A 22,022-nucleotide genomic window follows, 5' to 3' on the forward strand; every position below is an offset into this window, starting at 1 on the left:
CCTACTTTTTGCGCCCGAATTTCGGCAGGTTTGGGAGGTTGGCCAGCAGGTCGGCTGCCTTGGTGGCGGCGCGGCCAACGGTCCGTCCGATTTGCTGCGGCACGGTGTCGTCGCTCAACGGGGCGGCCGTACCGCCGGGAATGACGACGGCGGGGCTCAGCTCCGCGCCTTCCCTCACCAGGACGGGCGCAGGAGTGTCCTCCCGGGCCGGCTGCGAAGGCCCGGCGGCCCGGGGGGCCTGCGGCGGCGGGGCGGCCGCCGCGGCGATGCTTTCCTGCAGGTGGGCCGGGACCGGCTGGTCGGCGGCCACCCGGACCGGCCCGTCCGGCGAGGCTGCGGCGCTGCCGCCGCTGCCGACGTCGAACGTCTCCAGCCAGCTGGCGATGCCCTCCAAAGGGCCACGGTTCAGGGCGTAGTAGCGCTTCTGTCCCTGCGCGCGCATGCTGACCAGCTGTGCTTCACGGAGGACTTTCAGGTGCTTGGAAATGGTGGGCTGGCTCGCCGCCAGTTCCTCCACCAGTTCCCCCACGGCTTTGTCGCCTGCCCGAAGCGCCACCAGGATGTCCCGCCGGGTGGATTCCGCTATGACGGCAAATACGTCGTCTGTCACCATGCCTCCCACCCTAGCGACATATACGTCTAAAGGCATCAACTATTTCGGCGGCACACGGTTTCGGCCGGACTAGTCGAACCAGGGGTCCAGCCCGTGCAGCGGGAACACTGCCTTGCGGGTGGCCATGACGGTGCGGTCCACGGCGTCGTTGGGGTCGAAACCCACCTCCCAGGACCGCCACCAGAGCTCCACGTCGTCCCCCATGAGGGTGGGCGCCTCCCTGCCGAACTTCTCCATCACGTATTGCCGCCAATCCCCCGGCACGGGAGTCCGCAGCGGCACGGGACGTCCCGCAGCGATGGCCACCAGGTGGCTCCAGGTCCGCGGCACTACGTCCAGCACGTTGTAGCCTCCGCCGCCGGTGGCGATCCAGCGGCTGCCGCAATAGCGCTCGGCCAGATTACCGACGGCGCTGGCCGCCTCGCGCTGCCCGTCCACGCTGAGGTTGAGGTGCGTGAGGGGGTCGTTGCGGTGCGAATCGCATCCGTGCTGGCTGACGATCACCCCCGGTTCGAAGGCCCCCACAAGCTGGGGCACCACGGCGTAGAAGGCGCGGAGCCAGCCGGCGTCTGAGGTACCGGCCGGCAGGGCGACGTTCACGGCCGTCCCCTCGGCCGCCGCACCGCCGGTTTCGTTGGCGAAGCCGGTCCCGGGGAAGAGGGTCAGCCCCGTCTCATGCAGCGAGATCGTGAGGACCCGCGGATCGTCCCAGAAGATGTTCTGGGTACCGTCCCCGTGGTGGGCGTCGACGTCGATGTAGGCCACCTTTTCCACGCCGCCGTCAAGCAGCTTTTGCACGGCAAGGGCGGCGTCGTTGTAGATGCAGAATCCGCTGGCGCGCTCCCGGGCCGCGTGGTGCATACCGCCGCCGAAGTTCACAGCATGCACGGCCGATCCTTCCAGCAGGCGCTGGGCTGCCAGCAGCGAGCCGCCGGCCAGGCGGGCTGCGGCCTCGTGCATGCCGGCGAACGCGGGATCATCCTCGGTTCCCAGCCCTCGTGATTCGTCGGGGCGGGTGGGGTCCGCGCTGACCCGGCGGACTGCTGCCACATAGTCGGCCGAGTGGACGGACTCCAGCTCTGCGTCGGATGCCACCTCCGGAGCTGCCAGGTCAACGTGGTCCAGGTCGAAGAGCCCGAGGCTGCGTGAGAGGCGCGCGGTAAGGTCCATGCGCTCCGGTGCCATGGGGTGGCCGGGGCCGAAGTTGTAGGCTGTCATGTCAGGACTCCACACCACCATCGTTGGCGGCGCGGGCTGGCGGAGTCCGGGCAAGTATGTCATCAATCACAGGCTACCCGAGCCTGCGCCGCCGCCGGCCCGGCCATGACGCCGGCTTTAGTGGTTTACTACTGAAGGAAGCCGTTTCAACCGAGGAAAAGCCACACATGACGCAAAGCCAGTCGAGGCCCCGGACGCCGGCCCCCTGGCACCCCCCGGCGCAGGACCGGGAGGGCCTCTGGATCTTCACCCGGCTGCGCGACTTCATTGACGACATTGCCAATACTTCCCCCGCGCGGCTGGCACTGACTGCGTTCGCCGCCGTCTGCACACTTTTTACTTTCCTGCTCACCCTGCCGGTCTCTGCCGCCGACGGAACCCCCACCCCCATCCACCAGGCGTTGTTTACGGCGGTCTCGGCGGTCTGCGTCACGGGACTCACGGTGGTATCGACGGCGGCCCACTGGTCCTTCTTCGGCCAGCTGGTAATCCTGGTGGGCATCTTCATAGGCGGCTTGGGCACCTTGACCCTCGCCTCGCTGCTCGCCCTCATGGTGAGCAAGCGGCTGGGCGTGCGCGGGAAGATCATCGCCGCGGAATCCATGAACAACGCAGGCCGCCTGGGCGAAGTGGGCACCCTGCTGCGGATCGTCATCACCACTTCAGTGGTGATCGAAGGCATCCTGGCGCTGGCATTGATCCCGCGCTTCCTTACTTTGGGCGAGCCGTTCTGGCAGTCTGTCTGGCACGGCATCTTCTACGCCATTTCATCGTTCAACAACGCCGGCTTCACCCCCCATTCGGACGGCATCGTGCCCTACGAAACGGACCTGTGGATCCTCATCCCCCTGATGGTGGGCGTCTTCCTGGGCAGCCTGGGCTTTCCCGTGGTGATGGTGCTGCAGCAGAACGGGCTGAACTGGAAGAAATGGAACCTCCACACCAAGCTCACCATCCAGGTCTCACTTATCCTGCTCGCCGCGGGCACGTTCCTGTGGGCCCTGATGGAGTGGGACAACGCCCGGACCATCGGGCCGATGGGCCTCGGTGATAAGATCACCCACTCCCTGTTTGCCTCGGTCATGACGCGTTCAGGCGGGTTCAACCTGGTGGACCAGAACCACATGGAATCCACCACCAAGCTGCTGACCGACGCGCTGATGTTCGCCGGCGGCGGGTCGGCGTCGACGGCGGGCGGCATCAAGGTGACCACCATCGCCGTGATGTTCCTGGCCATCGTTGCCGAGGCCCGCGGCGATGCCGACGTGAAGGTGTACGGCCGGACCATTCCGCAAGGCACCATGCGGGTGGCCATCTCCGTGATCGTTGCCGGCGCCACCCTGGTTTCCGTCTCCGCCTTCCTGCTCCTGCAGTTCAGCGGCGCAACACTGGACCGGGTGCTGTTCGAGACGATTTCGGCCTTCGCCACCGTTGGCCTGAGCACCGGGCTCAGCGCCGAGGTGCCGCCCGAGGGAGTCTACGTCCTCACGGCCCTCATGTTCGCCGGCCGCGTGGGCACCGTAACCCTCGCCGCGGCACTGGCCCTGCGCCAGCGCAGCCAGCTGTACCACTACCCCGAAGAGAGGCCGATCATTGGCTAGTTCCACAGACGCCCCCCGGCGCCCCGCCCACAACGCTCCGGTCCTGGTGATCGGGCTGGGCCGCTTTGGATCATCCACCGCGGAGCAGCTGGTCAAGCAGGGCCGGGAAGTGCTCGCCATCGAACGGGACCGGAACCTGGTGCAGAAATGGGCGCCCCTCCTGACCCACGTGGTGGAGGCCGACGCCACCAACATTGATGCACTCCGCCAACTGGGCGCCCAGGAGTTCAGCTCCGCCGTCGTGGGCGTGGGAACCTCCATCGAGTCCTCGGTGCTGATCACGGTCAACCTCGTCGACCTGGGCATCGAGCATCTCTGGGTCAAGGCGATCACCCCGTCACATGGCAAGATCCTGACCCGGATCGGCGCCAACCACGTCATCTACCCCGAGGCCGACGCCGGCGTCCGCGCCGCACACCTGGTGTCCGGCCGGATGCTGGACTTCATCGAGTTCGACGACGACTTCGCCATCGTGAAGATGTACCCGCCACGCGAAACCGTGGGCTTCACCTTGGACGAGTCAAAGGTCCGCTCCAAGTACGGGGTGACCATTGTGGGGGTGAAGTCCCCTGGTGAAGACTTCACGTACGCCCGGCCCGAGACCAAGGTGTCTTCGCGGGACATGCTGATCGTTTCCGGCCACGTGGACCTGCTGGAGCGGTTCGCCGCCCGGCCTTAAAGTCCCACGGTGGTTGGGCCTGTCGAAACCGGATTTCGACCGGCCCAACCGCCGCTACCCAAGCTGCCTGGTGATTTCGGCGGCCCGGTCAGCTGCCGCGCGTGCGCCGGCGGCGATGATGGCCGGGATGCCCTGTTCGTCAAACGTGGCGATGGCGCGTTCAGTGGTGCCGTTGGGGCTCGTAACGGCCTTGCGCAGGGCTGCAGGGTCGGCGCCGGGTTCGGCCAGCATGAGGCCGGCACCGGCCACGGTTTCGCGGGCCAGCAGGAGGGAAAGCTCGCGGTCCAGGCCCAGTTCCTCGCCTGCGGAGGCCATGGCCTCGGCCAGGTAGAAGGCGTAGGCGGGACCGGAGCCGCTGATGGCCGAGAGCGCGTCCACCTGCTCTTCGGGGACTTCCACGACAGTTCCGGCACCCTGCAGGAGGTCTTTGACCATTTGGAGCTGTTCGGGGCTGCAGTGCGTGCCGGGCGAGACGGACACGACGCCGCGGCCCAGCTTGGCGGGCGTGTTGGGCATGGTCCGGATCACCGGCTGCCCCGCGGGGAGTGCGGCCTCCAGCTGGGCGATGGACACGGCCGCGGCCACACTCACCACCACGGTTTCCGGTGACAGCGCGGGGCTGATTTCCCTCGCCAGGTCCGCGATGCCCACCGGCTTGACGCCGAGGATGACCACCGCAGACCCCTTGGCGGCCTGCCTGTTGTTGTCGGGTTCTTCCTCACCGGCAATGGCGGTGATCCCTTGGTAGCGCTGGGCGAGTTCCGAGGCGCGCTCCGCGCGGCGGACGGTGGCCACCACATCCCCCGGGTCCTTCCCTGCCTCCAGCAGGCCGCCAAGTATGGCTTCGTTCATGGATCCACAGCCAAGGAATGCGATTCGGTTGCTCATGCCTCCATCATTACAGTCCACAGGCATTCACAGGCAACTCCCATCCTCAGCGCAGGCAGCACACAACTTGGGGTCCTAACGTAGTTATTACCTCATTGAGGGTGCGAGTGATGCGGCAGGCATGGGGATGCCTGCCAGGGCACCGGTGGCACGGCAACAGGTTTTCCCCCATTTTCCTGTAGCCGGCCCCGGTGCTTCCGCATTTAACGGCCGGTTCACTGGCACCCCTTCGTCAAAGGGCTAGACAGTTGCTTCCACGGGTCGGGAGCCTGCCACGTGGGGTGCCGGCTCCAAGGGTCCGTCGAAGACCAGTTGGTCAAGGCGCCGCAGGATCAGCCCTTCACGCAGCGCCCACGGGCAGATGCGGAGCTTCTTGAACTTGAACATCTCCAGGGCGGCCTCGGCCACCAAAGCGCCCGCAAGGACCTGGCGGGCCCTGGCCTCGGATACTCCGGGAAGGTGCAGGCGGTCTTCCGAACTCATCGCCGAGATCCGCTGCGTCCAGATTCCCAGGTCCGAGGCGTGCAGTTCCCTCTTGACGTAAGGACCCTCGGCACTGGGCGCAGCACCCGCGATCCTGGCCAGGGACCGGAAAGTCTTGGAGGTGCCGGCCACCACGTTTGCCCGGCCCAGGCCGTCAAATTCGCGGACGGCAGGCTTGAGCGTGGCCCGGATGTAGCGCCGCAGATCCTTGACGCTCTTCGCGGTCGGCGGGTCCTCGGGAAGCCAGTCCCGGGTGAGCCGGCTGGCACCCAGCGGCACGGATGTCGCCACCTCGGGAAGTTCGTCCTGGCCGAACGCCATTTCGAAGGAACCGCCGCCGATGTCCAGGTTCAGGATGGGCCCGGCGCCCCACCCATGCCAGCGCCTGACCGCGAAGAACGTCATGGACGCCTCTTCGCTGCCGCTCAGTTCCTGCAGGGTCACCGTGGTCTCGTGCTTGACCCTGGCCAGGACGGCGGGGCCGTTGGCGGCCTCCCGGATCGCGGAGGTACAGAAAGCCAGGAGGTCCTCGGCCTTGTGCCGGGCAGCGAATTCCCAGGCTTCCAGCACGAAGTCCGTGAGCTCCTGCTGGCCCTGGTCGCTGATGCTGCCGTCCGGCTCAAGGTATTGGACCAGGGACAGCGGCCGCTTATGGGAAGCGAACGGGACCGGCTGCGCGCCCGGGTGGGCATCCACCAGGAGCAGGTGGACAGTGTTGGACCCGATATCGAGGACGCCTAGACGCATGGGGACATTATTGCTCGTCAGCGCGCTTGAAGTCGCGCCTGATGTTGGCAACACCCTCGGGGTTGATCTCGAAACCGTAGGCCGCGCCCGGGTTGATCACCATGCCCAGCTCATCGCCGATGTTGGCGATGATGGCGGCGCCCTGCGTGCCCAGGACGTTGGGAGCGGCTTCCAGGTACTGCTGGTCCACCCTGCTGGGGTGCGAGAAGACCGCCAGGACGGGGTCGCCGTCGGCATTGGCAAGAACCAGGGGCTCCACCTGGGAGTCCACGCCCTCCACCGTGTCCGAGCTGATGATGTAGACCTCGCTGTTGAGGAACGACAGGATGACGTCCACAGGGTCTGCATCCGGCTGGCCACCGGTGGCGAGCTTCTCCTCGAGGTCGTTGAGCGGCTGGAGGTCCGTGTGCGCGGGCTGTTCAGTCATTCCCCTAGCCGATCACGATACTGTGGCCGGCGCAAACGCGCCGGCCACGTGGTTACTTCTTGGCCGTGGCCTTTTTCTTGGCCGGCGCCTTGCGGGTGGTGGTCCGCTTGACCGGTCCCTTGGCACGCTTCTCGGCGAGCAGTTCCACCGCCTGTTCCCGCGTGAGTTCCTCGAGGGAGGTGGCACGGGGCACCGTGATGTTCGTGATGCCGTCCGTGATGTAGGGGCCAAACCGGCCTTCCTTCACCACGATGTTCTTCTCGGACACCGGGTCGGGGCCGAACTCGGCCAGCGGGGGCACGGCGGCGCGGGCGCCGCGCTGCTTGGGCTGCGAGTAGATCTCCAGTGCCTGCTCCAGGGTGATCGTGAAGATCTCCTCTTCGGAGCCGATGGAGCGTGAGTCCGTCCCCTTCTTCAGGTACGGGCCGAACCGGCCGTTCTGCACCGTGATGAGGTTGCCTTCGGCGTCCTCCCCCAGGGCCCGGGGCAGGCTCATGAGCTGGAGCGCTTCCTCCAGGGTCACGGATTCAACGGTCATGGACTTAAAGAGCGAACCCGTGCGCGGCTTGGCCTTCACCGGCTTTTTCGGCGGCTTGGGCTTGCCGTTCTTGTAGTACTCCACCGGCTGGTTGGCCAGTTCCTCGTCGGTCATTTCCGGGATGATCTCTGTGACGTAGGCACCGTAGCGGCCATTCTTGGCCACCACGGTATGTCCGGTGTGCGGATCCGCGCCGAGGACGCGTTCCTCGGGCGCCGCCGTCTCCATCAGTTCGATGGCCTTTGCAGCAGTCAGTTCGTCCGGGGCCAGGTCCTCGGGGACGTTGGCACGCGCCGACTCGACGATCTCGCCCGTTTTCGGGTCCACCACGGCGGCAGAGCTTTCCAGGTAAGGGCCGAACTTGCCCACCCGGAGGGTGATCTCGTCGGTGATGGGGATGGAGTTGATTTCGCGGGCATCGATTTCGCCCAGGTTATTGACGATGCTCAGCAGGCCCGGATCGGAATCCTCGCCGAAGTAGAAGTGCCGCAGCCAGGAGGCGCCGGCTTCCTGGCCGTTGGCGATCTTGTCCAGGTCGCCTTCCATGTCGGCGGTGAACTCATAGTCCACGTAATCGGAGAAGTGCTGTTCCAGGAGCCGGATCACGGAGAAAGCGATCCAGCTGGGCACCAGGGCCGAGCCCTGCTTCCGGACGTAGCCGCGGTCCTGGATGGTTGAGATGGTGGAGGCGTAGGTGGACGGACGGCCGATGCCCTTCTTCTCCAGCTCCGCTGTCAGCGAGGCCTCCGTGTAGCGCGGTGGCGGGGAGGTCTCGTGGCCCACGGCCTGGATGTCGGAAGCCGTGAGCGAGTCGTCCTTGGCAACGTTGGGCAGGCGGCGCGCTTCGTCGGAGTCGTCGTCGCCGCGGGTCTCGTCCTTGCCTTCCTCGTACGCTGCGAGGAAGCCGGGGAACGTGATCACAGTGCCGGAGGCGGAGAACTCGGCGTCCCGCCCGTCGCTGGACACTGCGCCCAGGCGGATGGTGGCCGTCGAGCCCTTGGCGTCGCCCATCTGCGAGGCGACCGTGCGCTTCCAGATGAGTTCGTACAGCCGGAATTCGTCGCCGGAGAGCTGCTTGGCGACCTGGGCGGGGGTGCGGAAGGAGTCACCGGCGGGGCGGATGGCCTCGTGGGCTTCCTGGGCGTTGGCGGCCTTGTTGGAGTACACGCGAGGTGACTGCGGAATGTATTCGGGGCCGTACAGTTCAGAGGCCTGGCGGCGGGCTGCCGTGATGGCCTCATCGCTCAACGCCGACGAGTCCGTACGCATATAGGTGATGTAGCCGTTTTCATACAGCCGCTGGGCGATCTGCATGGTGCTCTTGGAGGAGAAGCGCAGCTTGCGGCCGGCCTCCTGCTGGAGCGTTGAGGTAGTGAACGGCGCCGCCGGGCGGCGCGTGTACGGCTTGGTGTCCACCGAGCGGACCCGGAAGTCGGCATTCTGCAGTCCGGCAGCCAAGGACGTGGCCAGTTCCTCGTTGAGGTGGGCCACGTTCCGTGAGGTCAGCTCGCCGTTATCGTTGAAGTCGCGGCCTGTGGCCACCTTGGCGCCGTCCACGGCGGCAAGCTTGGCCTTGAAGGAGCCCGATTCGGCGCCGAACTGTCCGGTCAGGTCCCAGTAGGACGCGGCCTTGAAGGCCATGCGTTCGCGTTCGCGGTCCACCACCATGCGGGTCACTACCGACTGCACCCGGCCGGCGGAGAGTCCGCGGGCCACCTTGCGCCACAGCACTGGGGAGATTTCGTAGCCGTAGAGCCGGTCCAGCACGCGGCGGGTTTCCTGGGCGTCCACCAGGTCCTGGTCAACATCGCGCAGGTTGCCCATGGCGCGCTGGATGGCTTCCTTGGTGATTTCGCCGAACGTCATCCGGTATACGGGGACCTTGGGCTTGAGCACCTCAAGCAGGTGCCACGCGATGGCTTCGCCTTCGCGGTCCCCATCGGTTGCGAGATAGAGTTCGTCGGCGTCCTTGAGCGCGGCCTTGAGCTCGGTCACCTTTTTCTTTTTGTCCGGAGACACCACGTAGTAGGGCTTGAAGTCGTGATCGATGTCGACGGCGAACTTGCCCACGGAGGTTTTCTTCAGCTCGGCGGGGAGCTCCGAGGGCTGCGGCAGGTCGCGGATGTGACCGATGGAGGCCTCAACGATGAAGCCCTCGCCGAGGTACTTGGCGATGGTCTTGCTCTTGGCCGGAGACTCCACAATCACGAGTTTCTTGCCGGTTTTGGCCTTGCTTGGCACGGTGCTCCTACAGAAAAAGGTTGCTGGGGCAGATGAGCCCATGTCCGCCTAGTTCACCATATTTTGGGCAATCGTGCGCATTCCTGTGGAAAAGACGGGGCTCCGATGAGGGCTTGAGGGGGCTTATTCCAGGGCCGGATTTCCAGCCGGGACCAGGAAGCCGTCCCGGACCAGGTTGGCCACGTCGGCGAGCAGTGCACCCTGGAAGGTCCCGGCGTCGAAGCCCTCGCCGCCGCCCAGGAGGGCCTCCAAAGCCCCGGCGATCTGCCCGGCGGTGAGGTCGCCGTCGCACGCGGACACAAAGCCGGCCAGCTCGGTACTCATCAGGTTGGTCCGCCGCAGCCCGGCACCCTGCCGGAGCAGGATTACGCCAGGATGTTCTGCGCCTGGGCGCTGGTGGCGCTCCTCGGTGACGTCGTCCGCCACGAGCAGGTGCGTGCCGCCAAGGTCGTGGGCGGCGAGCCAGTCGCTGCGTTCGACGGCGGCACCCAGGTGGGGGCCGATTGGCTGCTCGATGGGGTAGGTGATTTCCTCGAAGCGGCTGATGGCGGCAGGTTTTCCGTCTGCGGGGCGGCGCAGCCAGACCATGCCGAAGCCAATGCCGGCCACATCCCGGGAGCCGAAATCGGCGAGGTAGGCGGCGTAAGCGTCCCGGTAATGCTGCCGGTCCCGGGACTCGGAGGCGTCCCGCAGCCAGGTTTCGGCGTATTGTTCCGGGCTGACCAGCTCCCGTTGGATGAACCAGGCGTCCGTGCCCTGCCGCACCCAGGACTGTGGCCGTTCTTCCCAGCTGCTGCCGGCGGCGACTTCCCAGTTGCCAAGCATCTGGGCCCACCCGCCGGGTGCCAAAACGCCTGGCAGGCCGGCCACCAGGGAGGCCACGATCCCGTCACCGGGCAGGCCGCCGTCGCGGTAGGTGAACTGGTCCGCCGCGTCCTCGCCGGCACTGCGCGGGGTGATCACGAACGGCGGGTTGGAGACCACCAGGCCGAATTCTTCACCGGCCACCGGCTCCAGGAGTGAACCCAGGCGCAGGCTCACCCTGTCTTCGAGGCGCGCAGGGTCCACCGAGAGCGCCTCGGCATTGAGCAGGATGTTGAACCTGGCGTAGGCCAGCGCACGCGCGGAGATGTCGGTGGCCGTGACGTGCTGGCAGTGGTGCAGCAGGTGGAAGGCCTGGATGCCGCAGCCCGTCCCGAGGTCCAGGGCGCGCTCGGTGTGGCGGCGGATGGTGGTCTGCACCAGGGTGGTTGATGCTTGGCCGATGCCCATGACGTGGTCGTGCCGGAGCACGCCGGCCTGCTGGTGGGCAGCAAGGTCGCTGGCGACCCACAGCTCCGCACCGCCGCTGCCGTCGCCGTTCCTGTCCCAGCCGTACGGCCGCAGGTCGGCTTTTGCCGTGAGCAGCCCGGAGCGGGGGACGGGCTGCACCAGCCCCAGCTCAACGAGTCCGTCGGCGCCGGTGCCCGGCAGCGCGGCGTCGAGCGCTTCCTTTTCCTGCGGCTCTGCGAGGAGCCACAGGCGGACGACGGCGGCGAGCGGCACAGTGCCGGCGTCGGCCCGCACTGCCTGTTCAACAGCGAGCACCGCGGGGATGATCTGGTCCCTGTTCAGCGCCGACGAGGCCTCAGGGCCGAGCAGCTGCGCCACGCCATCGAGCGTGTAGTCCAGCCCGCGCAGGTCGGCGGCGAGCGCGGACAGCAATGCGGGGAGGTCGCTGCGGGGAGCGTCGGGAGTGTTTCCGGCGGTGAACTCATAAGGGGATGCAGGCACCGCTCAAGTTTAGTCCGGGGTGGGTGCGGGGTACGGTGGTCCCATGCCTTCCCGCCCCGCCTTCCTTCCGCACGCCCGCACGGCGGCCGCTGTTCGCCGTTCGCTGCCGGGGGCAGTGGCTGCCGCCGGCCTCTGCCTTGCCGTGGCAGGGTGTTCACCGTCGAATCCGGTGGAGAACGCAGATGTATCGGCGTGGCGGGCCACCGCGATGCCATCCTCCCCGGCGGGTGTTGTGCTGCAGGATTCCGGCAAGATCCTCAACCGGGACCGCATTGTGCAGGAGGCCGCCAGGGTTCCCGCGGGCAGCTACACGCTCACTGCGGTGTGCGACGGCACCGGCAAAGCCTTCTTCGCCGTGTCCCTGGACGGCAAGGCCTTAACGGAAGCCGGAGCCGCCTGCAACGGCCGGCAAGAGACCACCAGGATCAGCCTGCCCGCCGCGGGCCGGGTCGAAATCAGCAGCTCCAGCGTGGACGCTCCGCTGCTGTACGCCTACCAGCTGGCACCGGCGCAATAACGCCCGTTCCGGCTCTGGCCTGCCGCCCGGCGGGGGCTTAAAGTCGGACTATGCCCAGCGTGCGGGGAATCTCCGCGTCCCTTCCGGAAGGGACAGCACGGGCGCCGCTGGCACCGAAGGCGGCCGCCGCCGTCGCCCTTGGACTTGTGCTTGCGGCAGGTGCCCTGTCCGGCTGTGAATATTCGTACGACGACGGCCGGGCCTCCAGCGCGCAGGGCACCACGACTGCTGCCCCGGCGCCGGCGTTCACGCGCGACCCGCTGCAGCAGGATCCGGTTGGCGAGGCCGATCTGGGGGACTGGGAATCACGGGCGCTTCCGGGCACCACGGGTCCCGTGGTCCAGGCGGAGGCAGGACTGCTCGCTGCCGGTGAAGTCCGGACGGTCCGGTCGCCGGTGCTGGAAACCGGGACCTACATGCTGGCCATCGCGTGCCGCAGCCAGCGCCGGGTGACCTTCACGGTCAGTACGGAGACCCTCACCCTGGTGGACCTGGGCCTGCGGTGCGGCATCAACCGCCAAAACGTCATTTATGTATCGACGGACAGCGTGCTAACGGTCAGGGTGGAAGCCCGGACCGCAGCGAACTACGCGTTCCGTGTGCAACGGCTCTGACGCCCTGCCGTTACAGGGACAGGCGCGGTAACCTTACCGGCGCTGTCCGTTGCCGGGGTCAGGCCGCGGCGCACCCGTCCGGGCAGCGGAGCGTCTCCGGGCTCGCGGCGCAATCGGCGCAGTACAGCGTTAAAGTGCGGCAGCTCGGGTTGGAACAGTTCTCGAATTTGCTGGTGGGCGCCGAACACCGGGCGCACTGGCCAATGGTCTTGGCGTCATCGCTGAATTCCAGGTGCATGCGCTTGTCAAAAACGTACAGCGACCCCTCCCAGAGGCCCTGGTCCTTGAACGCCTCGCCGTAGCGGACAATCCCGCCGTCCAGCTGGTAAACCTCTTTGAAGCCGCGGTTCACCATGAGGCTGGACAGGACCTCGCAGCGGATGCCCCCGGTGCAGTAGGTCACCACCGGCTTGTCCTTCAGGGAGTCGTACTTGCCCGAGTCGAGTTCCTTGATGAAGTCGTGCGTGGTGGCGACGTCCGGCACCACGGCGTCCTTGAACCTGCCGATCTGGGCTTCGAAGGCGTTCCGGCCGTCGAAGAAGACCACGTCCTCGCCGTCCCTCTTCCTGGAGTCAACGAGCTCGTGGAGCTGCTCCGGCTTCAGGTGCTTCCCGCCGCCCACCACGCCCCCGGCGTCAACCTTGAGTTCCCCCGGCGCGCCGAAGGAGACGATCTCGTCCCGGACCTTCACGCTGAGCCGCGGGAAGTCTGCCGCGCCGCCATCGGACCATTTGACGTCGATGTCCCGGAACCCGGCGTACTCCCGGGTGGTCTTGACGTACTGCTTAACTGCACCGATTTCCCCGCCCACGGTGGCGTTGATCCCGTCCCTGGAAATGATGATGCGGCCGGTCAGTCCCAGCTTTTCGCACAGGGCACGCTGCCAAAGGCGGACAGCCTCCGGGTCTGGAAGGGGGGTAAAACCGTAAAAGAGCACAATCTTGTTCAAAGCCACGTATTTAAGGGTACCGGCTGGGTTTGCCCCTCCCCGGCGTGGCACCGGCTGATCGGGCCCGGCACTGATCACAATTGCATAAGCACTGCGGCCCCCTCTGTTGCTTCCGATCGGGCTGGAATAGTCTTCTTGCCATGAGCCCGGAAACCCTGGTTGAAGACATCACTGGCCTGCTCGAAGTGTGGGTTGCCGGCTGGGCCGGATGTCGCGGCTACCGGACCTCCAAGGAGGGCCGTTTCCCCGCTGCGCTCCGCTCTGACACTAGCGGCGAGTGGGAAATTTTCGCGTCCGAGCCCACGGATGACGAGTTCGCCACCCTCGCGTCCAGGACTGCGGAATCCCCGGCGCGGGTACTGACCATTCTCACCAATGACCCCTCACGGTACGCCGCCCTGGCAGCCCGTCAGGGGCTGAACGTCACGTCTGATTCGCAGACGATGATGATCGTGGACATGGAGACGCAGGACGCCGAGGACCCCTGGTTGTCCGACGACGACCTGAGTCTGTCCACTTACGAGCAGGACGGCGTGCATTACGCGGAGGTCCGCTCCGGAGACGCCCTCGCGGCCAGTGGCCGGGTGTTCGTGGTCGGTGACACCGCAGTGTTCGACAAGATCATCACCGAGCCTGCCTTCCAGCGCAGGGGCCTGGGCAGTTTCATCATGCGTGCGCTGGCGGCCCAGGCCTTCGGGCATGATGTCCGCGCCGGTTTGCTGTTGGCTTCCCTGGACGGGCAGAAGCTCTACTCCCATCTTGGCTGGACCACGGTGGCCCGGGTCCTGATGCTCTCGGCGTCCCACGATGGAGCGGACCTCTCCCTGAGCTGAAGGGGTTCAGCCGGGGCATCCCGATTGTTTTCCCCGTTGGCGAACCGCGGGCGGGCGGCACAGTTACGGGTGGAAGAATGGTGGGGTGAACCCCCATGACTCCCTGCTTCCGTTGCTGGGCCGCGGCCCGGACCCGGAACAGCTCCGTCATGTGCGCACCATACCGGCGCGGGAGGCAGTCCACGCGCCGTGGCCTGCATGGGTTCATCCGGACATTGCTGCCGCGTACGGGACGCTGGGCATCCGTGAGCCGTACCGGCACCAGGTCGATGCGGCCGATGCAGCGCATTCGGGCCAGCACGTTGTTGTGGCTACCGGCACTGCGTCCGGAAAGTCCCTGGCGTATCAGCTGCCGGCGCTGGATGCGATCCACCGGTCCGAGCTCCGCGTGCTCGCGGACCCGGGCAAGATCCACGACGACGGCGCCGTCACCCTTTACCTCTCCCCCACCAAGGCGCTGGCGGCGGATCAGCTGAATGCCATCCGCGCCCTGAAGCTGCCCACGGTCAGGGCGGAAACCTACGACGGCGACACCGACCCCTCCGCCCGCCGGTGGATCAGGGACCACGCCAACTTCATCCTTGCCAACCCCGACATGCTGCACTTTGGCATCCTCCCCAACCACGCGTGGTGGGCGGGTTTCTTCCGCCGGCTTCGCTACGTCATGGTGGACGAAGCGCACAGCTACCGGGGCGTGTTCGGGTCACACGTAGCCAACCTGATGCGCCGCCTCCGCCGGATCTGCGCCTACTACGGTGCCGGAACGGCGTTCCCCGAGCCCGTGTTCATCGCTGCCTCCGCCACCGCGTCCGAGCCCGATGTGTCCTTCTCGCGCCTCATCGGGGCGCCCGTCAAGGCGGTGTCCCGCGACTGCTCGCCGCACGGGGCCACCACCGTGGCGCTGTGGGAACCGGCGCTGACCGATGTCAGGGGCGAGAACGGCGCGAAGGAGCGGCGGACGGCCGTGGCCGAAACGGCTGACCTGCTGGCCAACCTGGTGTCCGCCCGGGTCCGCACCATCGCCTTCATCAAGTCCCGCCGCGGCGCGGAGACCATCTCAGCGATCACCAAGCGCCTCCTTGACGAGGTGGATCCGAGCCTGCCGCAACGGGTTGCCGCCTACCGGTCGGGGTACCTGCCGGAGGAACGCCGGGCAGTGGAGAAATCCCTGCGTTCGGGCCAGTTGCTGGGTGTTTCCAGCACGTCTGCGTTGGAACTCGGGATCGACATCTCGGGCCTGGATGCCGTCCTGGTGGCCGGCTGGCCCGGCACGCGGGCATCGCTGTTCCAGCAGATCGGCAGGGCCGGGAGGGCAGGCCAGGATGCCATTGCGGCATTTGTGGCCAGCGATGACCCGCTGGACACTTTCCTGGTCAACCATCCCGAGGCCATCTTCGACGTGTCCGTGGAGGCAACCGTCTTTGACCCCTCCAACCCCTACGTTCTGGGACCGCACCTGTGCGCGGCGGCGGCTGAGCTTCCGCTGGGGCCGGCCGAGCTGGACCTCTTTGGGCCTACCGCTGAAATGCTCTTGGACCGGCTGGTAGCCCAGGGCTACCTCCGGCGGCGGCCTGCGGGCTGGTTCTGGACCCACTCGCAAAGTGCGGCGGCGATGGTCAACCTCCGGGCGGACGGCGGCGGCCCGGTGAGCATCGTCGACGCCGAGACCGGTTCCCTGCTGGGCACCATGGACTCGCCGCAGACCCACTACCAGGCCCACACCGGTGCCGTGTATGTCCACCAGGGCGACACCTACGTGGTGGAGGACCTGAACGAGGACGACCACTGCGTCATGGTCCGTCGGGCCAACCCGGACTACTACACCACCGCCCGGGACGTAACCCAGATCGAGGTCCTGGAGACCCTGCGGACCATGCAGTGGGGGGACGTCACCGTTCACTTCGGCGATGTGAAGGTGACCACCCAGGTTGTCTCCTTCCAGCGCAAGGCCCTGATCTCCAATGAAGTCCTGGGCGAGGAGCCGCTGGAATTGGGCGCCCGCGACCTCTTTACGAAGGCGGTGTGGTTCGTGGTGGACAACCGTTCGTTGACCGGGGCCGGCCTCATCGAAGCGCAGTTCCCGGGCGCCCTGCATGCCGCAGAGCACGCCGCCATAGGACTCCTGCCGCTGGTGGCGTCCAGCGACCGGTGGGACATCGGCGGGGTGTCCACTGCCTTGCATGCCGACACCGGGGTGCCCACCATATTCGTCTATGACGGGCACCCCGGCGGAGCCGGCTTTGCCGAACGGGGATTCGACAAAGCCATGGTCTGGCTGGCGGCGACCCGCGATGCCATCAAGGCCTGCGAATGCGAAGCAGGTTGCCCATCCTGTGTCCAGTCTCCTAAATGCGGCAACAAGAACAACCCGTTGGACAAGGCGGCGGCGGTCACCTTGCTGGGCGTGCTGCTCAAGGACGCTACCGAACCGGCTCCGGTGGATCTGGAAGCCCGGAGCTGACACCGCCCCGGGGAACTGTTTCCCCTAGGGCGGAGGACCTGCCCGTGCCCGACCGGTCGCGGCACCCAGCAGCGGCCGTTCGCCGAGCTCAGCCAGCACTTCAACAGTCTGTCCCGAACCCTCGGAGCAGCTCAGTACCGTCGCATCATGGCGGGCAGCCACGTCGGCGGCGACCGTGCAGGGGTCCCCCGTGGTGATGCCGCGGAGGGCATCCGCCCCGGCGAGGGCTGCGAGGTCCGCTGCCGTTGCGGCCCTCCCGGCGAGCACCGCGGCCTGGGCAAGCAGCAGCATGACAGCCATGGCCGTGATGACCACCAGGGCCAGCCCCGCCGCAAGGACCGTTCCTGAGCCGCGTTCACGGCCATCCGCAAGGGTTTGCATCACCTGAAGCCCCCGGCGTCGCTCGGGCTTTCGCCGGCGCCGGCACCGCCGGTCCCTGCAATCTCGCTGCGCGTGGAAGCGCGGGCGGTGAGGGTCCACGGAATCGAAGAACCGAGAGGGCCCGGGACCCGGTCGGTAACAGTGACATTGAACCACCCGGCGTCGGCCGAGACTGACGCGGATGCCGAAGCGCCGGCGAGCGTCCTGACCGTCCGTTGCACCGTTGCGGGATCCTCGCCCCGGGCCAGGGCCCTGGCGCCGGCCCGGGCTCCCTCTTCGATCCGAAGCTGTGTCATGCCCGCGGCTGCCCCGGCGAGCAGCATGGCCAGCAGTCCAAGCACGGCAGGCAGCGCCACGGCGAACTCGGCTGTTACTGTGCCCCGGGCGTTCACCGTCCTGTCCACCGGTTCCGGGTCCCCTTTGATGCGGGCCGCCGTGGCGGCCACCACTCCAGGTGGCTTCCGCGGCGTCAGCACTCCGGCGGAACGTGTCATGGCAGCGCCAAGGCGGTGCGGATGAGGTTTAGGAGGAAACCACGCACTTCGTCGCTCCGGAGGATGAACACCAACAGCCCGGCGAATCCCACGGCGGCCAGCGTAGCGATGGCGTATTCGGCCGTGGCCATGCCGGCTTCGGAGCCCAACAGCCGAACGCTGCGCCGGACCCTGGTGGCGGCAACTCCGGCTCCGGCCCCGGGATAGAGCTCCACCACGTTGCCGGGCCGTGCCAACGTCGCTGCTGGTGAGGGCAAACCCGTTCCCCTGACCTGCGGATCGAATACGCCGGGAACGGATGCGTCTGCCGGGAATGCGGCGGCGTAGGGGGAAGGCGTCCCGGAAGCGCGGCCACGGCTGCCGGTCCGTCCCGATGGAACGCGCCGGGAAGCGGCCACAGCGGATGTTCCGGCGGAGTAGTTGCGGCGGTAGTAGTTGATGGACATCTGGTTTCCTTTCCGATGATGCCGGCAGTGTTCCGGCGCTCCTGACTCTTCCCGGCGCAGCAGTTGCCGGTAAGTGAGGGGGTGGGCTAAGTGGATAAGCCGTGCCCTTCCGCCGCTGTGGAGGAGGGGACGTGCAGCCGCCAGGGGACGGCTAGGACCCGGACGGCACCAGGGCCAGCAGAACCGGAACGACGCCAAGGCAGATGAAGGCCGGCAGCGAGCAAAGGCCCAGGGGTATTACCAGCTTCACACCGAGTGAAGCAGCCCGCTTTTCGGCCTCCCGGAAGCGTTCCCGGCGAAGCCTTGCGGCCTGGGCATACAAAATCGCCGAGGACGGCGCACCTGTCAGTGCAGCGAAGCCGAGGGCGTCCCTCAGCTCCAGGATTTCGGGGAGCCGGACGGCGGAGCTGCGCCAGGCAGTGTGCCAGTCGGCGCCGATGGCGAGCGCCGAAACCACCGGCCGCAGCGAGTCCCGGTACTGGGGTGCTGCCGCGGCGGCCACCAGGTCGAGGGACCGGCCAATTCCGGCGCCCGCGTCCAGCATCGCGGCCACAAGTTCGAGCATCATGGCGGTGTCCTTCAGCCCGCTGTCCTCACGGGCTGACGCCTTCTTTGTACCCATTGCCTGCTGGGTCCTGGCAGCAGCAGGAAACAGCCGGTGCAGCCGCCGGAGCGGCACGGCATGGCTGGAACAGGCAAGCCAGGCCCCGGCCGCGAGCAGGAGGAACAAGGCCAGTCCCGGCGCCCAACCCATGCTCACGGCATCCCTGCCCCGGCAGCGGCAGAAACCAGCCTGGCGGACCAGGCCCTTCCCGCAGCGGTGAGGACAATCCCGCCAAACAGCGCGGCTTGTCCGAGGGGTGTCCCCAGCAGGGTGGCCAGCGGATCCACGCCCAGGGCGGCACCGAGTCCAAGGCCCATCAAAGGAAGCCAGGTCAGGAGCCGGACCGTTGCCTTGGGACCGGCGAGAGCCGTTTGCCGGGCCGCGTCTGCATCATCTTCCGCTTCCAGCTGGGCCGCGAACCGGGTCAGTACGTCGGCGAGTGGACAACCGCTGGCCTCGGCGATGTCAAAGCAAGCGGCAAGCTCCAGCCAGGTCCTTGCTTCCCTGTCCCGGGGAGGGAGTGCCGTGGATACCGCCCGGCGAATGGTTTCCGAAACGGGTGCCCCCGTGGCGGCAGCGGCCCTCGCGGAAGCCAGGACGGCAGCAGAACCCCCGTCATGACCGACCCGGACGGCACCGCACCGGGCAGGGGTGCGGCCCCCGGGCGCCGGCTGGCAACGTTACCCGTGCCATACACCGTCCACAGCTCATCCCACAGGCGTGCGGGCGTCCGCCCGCCCCGCAGCAGCGCCGCCAACTGCTGCACTATGAGGGTCAGGCCCGGGCTCCGTGCCTGCGGCGGGCGGCCGCCTGCAGCCCTGCGCCACGGTAACGCCCGCCCCTTCCCGGGCCCGGACACAATGGCCCTGTTGCCGGTTGCCGCGCGCAGCCTGGAGGCGGCGTCCAGGGGAGGCTTGAGGAGCACCAGCGCAGCGCAGGACAGGAGCATGATGAGGAGGAGCGTCACAGGGCACTCCCGGCGTCCATTCCCAGCCGGGCAGCGAGCGCCGGCCAGGCCGGACCGGGGGTGCCCGATTCTCCCACTGCCGGCAGCACGGCCAGTCCCTGCGGTCCATCGGCAATGAGTCCGATGCACTGGATTTCCCTGCCCCTCGGCGTCCTGCCAACGTGGATAACGACGTCAAGGGCGCTGGCAGCCTGGAGGCGGACCGCTTCCGGACCGAGCCCGGCGAGTGCGCCCAGCGCGTTGAGCCGGGCGGGGACCGCGGCGGCCGTGTTCGCGTGGATGGTTCCGCCGCCGCCGCTGTGCCCGGTGTTCATTGCGGTCAGGAGCTCCCGGACCTCGGCGCCCCGGCACTCCCCCACAACCAGCCTGTCCGGGCGCATGCGCAGTGCCTGGCGGACCAGTTCGCCCAGGTCAACGGCGCCGCCGCCTTCGAGGTTGCCATGGCGTGATTCGAGGGCCACCACGTGGGGGTGGACCGGGTTGAGTTCCGCCGCGTCCTCGATCAGGACCAGCCGCTCGTCCGGGGAACACAGGCCCAACAGGGTGGAGAGCAGCGTGGTTTTCCCGGAACCTGTGGCTCCACTGACCAGGAAGCTCAACCGCCTCTCCAGAATCCGTTCCAGCACGTCCTGCACCCGCTGGGTGAACATGCCGCCCGTCCGCAGCTCCCCCATGGCGAAGACCCGCTCCCTGCGGATCCGGACGCTCAGCAGCGTCCCGGACGTGGAAACCGGCGGCAACACGGCATGGACACGGTAGCCGCCGGCAAGCCTGACATCGACACACGGTGAACCATCATCCAAACGGCGGCCGCCAGCGGCCACCAGCCGGCAGGCAAGCGCGCGCAGCTGGGACTCGCCATCGAACGCGACCGGGACGCGTTCGATGCCGGCGCCGCGGTCCACCCACACGGAATCGGGGGCGTTGACGAAGATGTCTGTCACGGCGGGGTCCCGCGTGAGTTCCTGCAGCGGGCCAAGGCCGTTGAGCTCCGCGCTGATCCGTTCCACTGCAGCAAGCGCCCCTGCAGTGCCCAGCAGCTTGCCGGTGGCCTGGACAGCCGCGGCAACGCGGGAGGGTGTTACTGCCCCTGCCTCGGCCATCATCGTTTCGCGGACAGATTCCAGCAGCCCTGAATCGATGCGGCCACGTCCGGCACCATCCCTTCCGCGCTCCGGGCGGACGGCCTGGCTCGCCTCCAGGATCCGGGCGCTGCGCCGTGCGCCCAGGCCTGTGGGACCAGCAGGGCTGGCAGTCTCCGGGGCAGGACTCGATGGGGCACCGGTCGCGCTCATGCGACATCCCCCGCCTGCAGGTCCTCGCCAAGCCAGTCGAGCACCGTGGCGCCGAAATGCCGGATTGCCCGCCGCTTCCCGAATTCCAGCAGCCGGCCCGACTCCATGGCGCCGGGGACAGCCCGGAGCTCCGGCATCCGGCCCTGCACCGGCAGGCCGACGGCATCAGCGATCAGGGAACTGTCCAGCGCCGCGCCGGTCCGGCCACGCACCAGCAGGGCTGCTTCCACCGGCGGGATTTCCTGGAGCAGCCGCACCGCCGCCACCGCTGCCTTCAGCTGCGCGGGCACCACCACCATGATCCGGTCGCAGTCCCAGGCCACAGTCCGGAGTGGCTCCGCACCCCTGCCCACATCCACGACCACCAGCTCATAGCCCCGGCGGGCAGCGTCAAGCACCCCGGCAGAGGCCGCAGCAGCGACGGGGGACGGCTGTTCCCGGGTTGCGGGCCAGGACAGGAAGGAGAAGCCTCCTGCGACGGGCAGGGAATCAGCCAATTGGAGGGGGTCGATGCTGCCCCTGGCCTCAGCGAGGTCCGGCCAGCGCAGTCCGGGGGTTTCCTCGGCGGCGAGCGCCAGTTCAAGGCCCCCGCCCCAAGGGTCGCCATCAACCAGCAGTACGCGCACCCCCAGCCCAGCCGCGGCCTGGGCTATCCAAATTGCGGCAGTGGTGGCGCCGGCCCCGCCGCAGCCACCCGTGATGCCGAGGACCAGGCCGCCGGGGCCCGGTGAGCGCGACCGGCTGAGGTGGTCCGCCAGCCAGGCAGCGGCATCGGGCAGCACGGCAACCCGTTCGGCCCCCAGGGCGGCGGCGAGGTGCCAGAGGCTGTCCCCCTCGCCGTCAAGGCCCACAAGGACTGCGGGCGTCCGCCGCCGTGGTGGGAGTTCCCGCACGTCGCTTCCCACCAGGACGGCTGAGGCAGCGTCCCAGTAGCGTCCGCCCTCCACCGCGTCCGGAACAGCCCGCAATCGGGAGCCGGCGGCCGCTACGATGCGTTCCACTTCGGAGCGGAGGACGGCGGAGGAGGTAACCAACAGCACCTCCCCCGCACCGTCCGGCGCTGATCCGTCCGGATGGGAACTGTCCGGCAGCCAAGGGGCGCCGGACGCCGGGTTGTCCGTCGACGGAGCACGGGCTGGTGCTCCCCGGCCTGGTGGGCGCCGGAAAGAATCCGTGGCCTGGTCCGGCCCGGGGTGCGGTGCATTCAGCTGGTGCCTGCTCATGCAGCCACTCTGCCGCGGCAGCCAAAGCCA

20 protein-coding genes and 1 pseudogene are annotated in these 22,022 nt (G+C 67.8%); 6 read left to right on the forward strand and 15 right to left on the reverse strand.

What is annotated here, in order from left to right; genetic code table 11:
- Position 1: 1 nt before the first annotated feature.
- Both NIBR502770_RS14695 and NIBR502770_RS14700 read right to left on the reverse strand, forming a co-directional pair.
- Positions 2 to 613, reverse strand: coding sequence for a helix-turn-helix transcriptional regulator (locus NIBR502770_RS14695; protein WP_141182426.1), 612 nt, complete (start codon positions 611 to 613; stop codon positions 2 to 4).
- A gap of 69 nt (positions 614 to 682) precedes the next feature.
- Complete coding sequence (locus NIBR502770_RS14700) at positions 683 to 1,894, reverse strand: acetoin utilization protein AcuC (RefSeq protein ID WP_141182427.1); 1,212 nt, start codon at positions 1,892 to 1,894, stop codon at positions 683 to 685.
- Positions 1,895 to 1,998: 104 nt separating this feature from the next.
- Between NIBR502770_RS14700 and NIBR502770_RS14705 the strand changes: the two genes are divergently transcribed.
- Entirely contained in the window at positions 1,999 to 3,432 is a 1,434-nt protein-coding gene (locus NIBR502770_RS14705; RefSeq protein WP_141159395.1) for a TrkH family potassium uptake protein, read from the forward strand.
- Positions 3,425 to 4,111, forward strand: a complete 687-nt coding sequence (locus NIBR502770_RS14710) for a TrkA family potassium uptake protein (RefSeq protein WP_026265713.1) — start codon at positions 3,425 to 3,427, stop codon at positions 4,109 to 4,111. The genes NIBR502770_RS14705 and NIBR502770_RS14710 overlap by 8 nt, the downstream gene beginning before the upstream one ends.
- 54 nt (positions 4,112 to 4,165) lie before the next feature.
- Here NIBR502770_RS14710 and proC read toward each other — a convergent pair whose 3' ends face one another.
- From proC to NIBR502770_RS14735, 5 genes are all read right to left on the reverse strand, one after another.
- Positions 4,166 to 4,999, reverse strand: coding sequence for a pyrroline-5-carboxylate reductase (proC, locus tag NIBR502770_RS14715; RefSeq protein WP_141159394.1), 834 nt, complete (start codon positions 4,997 to 4,999; stop codon positions 4,166 to 4,168).
- Positions 5,000 to 5,239: 240 nt separating this feature from the next.
- On the reverse strand, positions 5,240 to 6,229 hold the full coding sequence (locus NIBR502770_RS14720; protein ID WP_141182428.1) for a Ppx/GppA phosphatase family protein: 990 nt from the start codon (positions 6,227 to 6,229) through the stop codon (positions 5,240 to 5,242).
- 7 nt (positions 6,230 to 6,236) lie between these two features.
- Positions 6,237 to 6,656, reverse strand: a complete 420-nt coding sequence (locus tag NIBR502770_RS14725; RefSeq protein WP_141159392.1) for an SseB family protein — start codon at positions 6,654 to 6,656, stop codon at positions 6,237 to 6,239.
- A 52-nt stretch (positions 6,657 to 6,708) separates the two neighbouring features.
- Complete coding sequence (gene topA / locus NIBR502770_RS14730) at positions 6,709 to 9,435, reverse strand: type I DNA topoisomerase (protein ID WP_141182429.1); 2,727 nt, start codon at positions 9,433 to 9,435, stop codon at positions 6,709 to 6,711.
- A gap of 123 nt (positions 9,436 to 9,558) precedes the next feature.
- Positions 9,559 to 11,208, reverse strand: coding sequence for a methyltransferase (locus NIBR502770_RS14735; protein ID WP_141182430.1), 1,650 nt, complete (start codon positions 11,206 to 11,208; stop codon positions 9,559 to 9,561).
- Between the two features lie 43 nt (positions 11,209 to 11,251).
- Between NIBR502770_RS14735 and NIBR502770_RS14740 the strand changes: the two genes are divergently transcribed.
- Positions 11,252 to 11,725 carry a hypothetical protein gene (locus tag NIBR502770_RS14740; protein WP_141182431.1) on the forward strand — a complete coding sequence of 158 codons (474 nt, stop codon included), beginning with the start codon at positions 11,252 to 11,254 and terminating at the stop codon, positions 11,723 to 11,725.
- A gap of 50 nt (positions 11,726 to 11,775) precedes the next feature.
- Positions 11,776 to 12,339, forward strand: coding sequence for a hypothetical protein (locus tag NIBR502770_RS14745; RefSeq protein WP_246857294.1), 564 nt, complete (start codon positions 11,776 to 11,778; stop codon positions 12,337 to 12,339).
- A 58-nt stretch (positions 12,340 to 12,397) separates the two neighbouring features.
- Here the strand turns inward: NIBR502770_RS14745 and NIBR502770_RS14750 are convergent, their stop codons facing one another.
- A complete protein-coding gene (locus NIBR502770_RS14750; protein WP_141182432.1) occupies positions 12,398 to 13,294 on the reverse strand; it encodes a rhodanese-related sulfurtransferase in 897 nt (298 codons plus the stop codon).
- A gap of 134 nt (positions 13,295 to 13,428) precedes the next feature.
- Here NIBR502770_RS14750 and NIBR502770_RS14755 point away from each other — a divergent pair, with 134 nt between their 5' ends.
- Positions 13,429 to 14,121 carry a GNAT family N-acetyltransferase gene (locus tag NIBR502770_RS14755; protein ID WP_141182433.1) on the forward strand — a complete coding sequence of 231 codons (693 nt, stop codon included), beginning with the start codon at positions 13,429 to 13,431 and terminating at the stop codon, positions 14,119 to 14,121.
- A gap of 85 nt (positions 14,122 to 14,206) precedes the next feature.
- A complete protein-coding gene (locus NIBR502770_RS14760) occupies positions 14,207 to 16,582 on the forward strand; it encodes a DEAD/DEAH box helicase (protein ID WP_141182434.1) in 2,376 nt (791 codons plus the stop codon).
- 24 nt (positions 16,583 to 16,606) lie between these two features.
- Here NIBR502770_RS14760 and NIBR502770_RS14765 read toward each other — a convergent pair whose 3' ends face one another.
- The 7 genes and pseudogenes from NIBR502770_RS14765 to ssd form a co-directional block, all read right to left on the reverse strand.
- Positions 16,607 to 16,963, reverse strand: coding sequence for an Rv3654c family TadE-like protein (locus NIBR502770_RS14765; protein WP_141183454.1), 357 nt, complete (start codon positions 16,961 to 16,963; stop codon positions 16,607 to 16,609).
- Complete coding sequence (locus NIBR502770_RS14770; RefSeq protein WP_246857295.1) at positions 16,963 to 17,457, reverse strand: TadE family type IV pilus minor pilin; 495 nt, start codon at positions 17,455 to 17,457, stop codon at positions 16,963 to 16,965. The genes NIBR502770_RS14765 and NIBR502770_RS14770 overlap by 1 nt, the downstream gene beginning before the upstream one ends.
- Positions 17,454 to 17,903: a DUF4244 domain-containing protein gene (locus NIBR502770_RS14775; protein ID WP_141182435.1), complete on the reverse strand. Its 450-nt coding sequence runs from the start codon at positions 17,901 to 17,903 to the stop codon at positions 17,454 to 17,456. Before NIBR502770_RS14775 ends, NIBR502770_RS14770 begins: the two co-directional genes overlap by 4 nt.
- 151 nt (positions 17,904 to 18,054) lie before the next feature.
- On the reverse strand, positions 18,055 to 18,657 hold the full coding sequence (locus NIBR502770_RS14780) for a type II secretion system F family protein (protein ID WP_141183456.1): 603 nt from the start codon (positions 18,655 to 18,657) through the stop codon (positions 18,055 to 18,057).
- Positions 18,658 to 18,659: 2 nt separating this feature from the next.
- A pseudogene (locus NIBR502770_RS14785) lies at positions 18,660 to 19,474 on the reverse strand (type II secretion system F family protein).
- Positions 19,471 to 20,769, reverse strand: coding sequence for a TadA family conjugal transfer-associated ATPase (locus NIBR502770_RS14790; RefSeq protein WP_141182436.1), 1,299 nt, complete (start codon positions 20,767 to 20,769; stop codon positions 19,471 to 19,473). Before NIBR502770_RS14790 ends, NIBR502770_RS14785 begins: the two are co-directional and overlap by 4 nt.
- Positions 20,766 to 21,806: a septum site-determining protein Ssd gene (ssd, locus tag NIBR502770_RS14795; RefSeq protein WP_141161470.1), complete on the reverse strand. Its 1,041-nt coding sequence runs from the start codon at positions 21,804 to 21,806 to the stop codon at positions 20,766 to 20,768. The genes NIBR502770_RS14790 and ssd overlap by 4 nt, the downstream gene beginning before the upstream one ends.
- Positions 21,807 to 22,022: the final 216 nt, after the last annotated feature.

The sequence above is a fragment of the Pseudarthrobacter sp. NIBRBAC000502770 genome (assembly GCF_006517815.1).
In the GTDB taxonomy this organism is placed as follows: domain Bacteria; phylum Actinomycetota; class Actinomycetes; order Actinomycetales; family Micrococcaceae; genus Arthrobacter; species Arthrobacter niigatensis.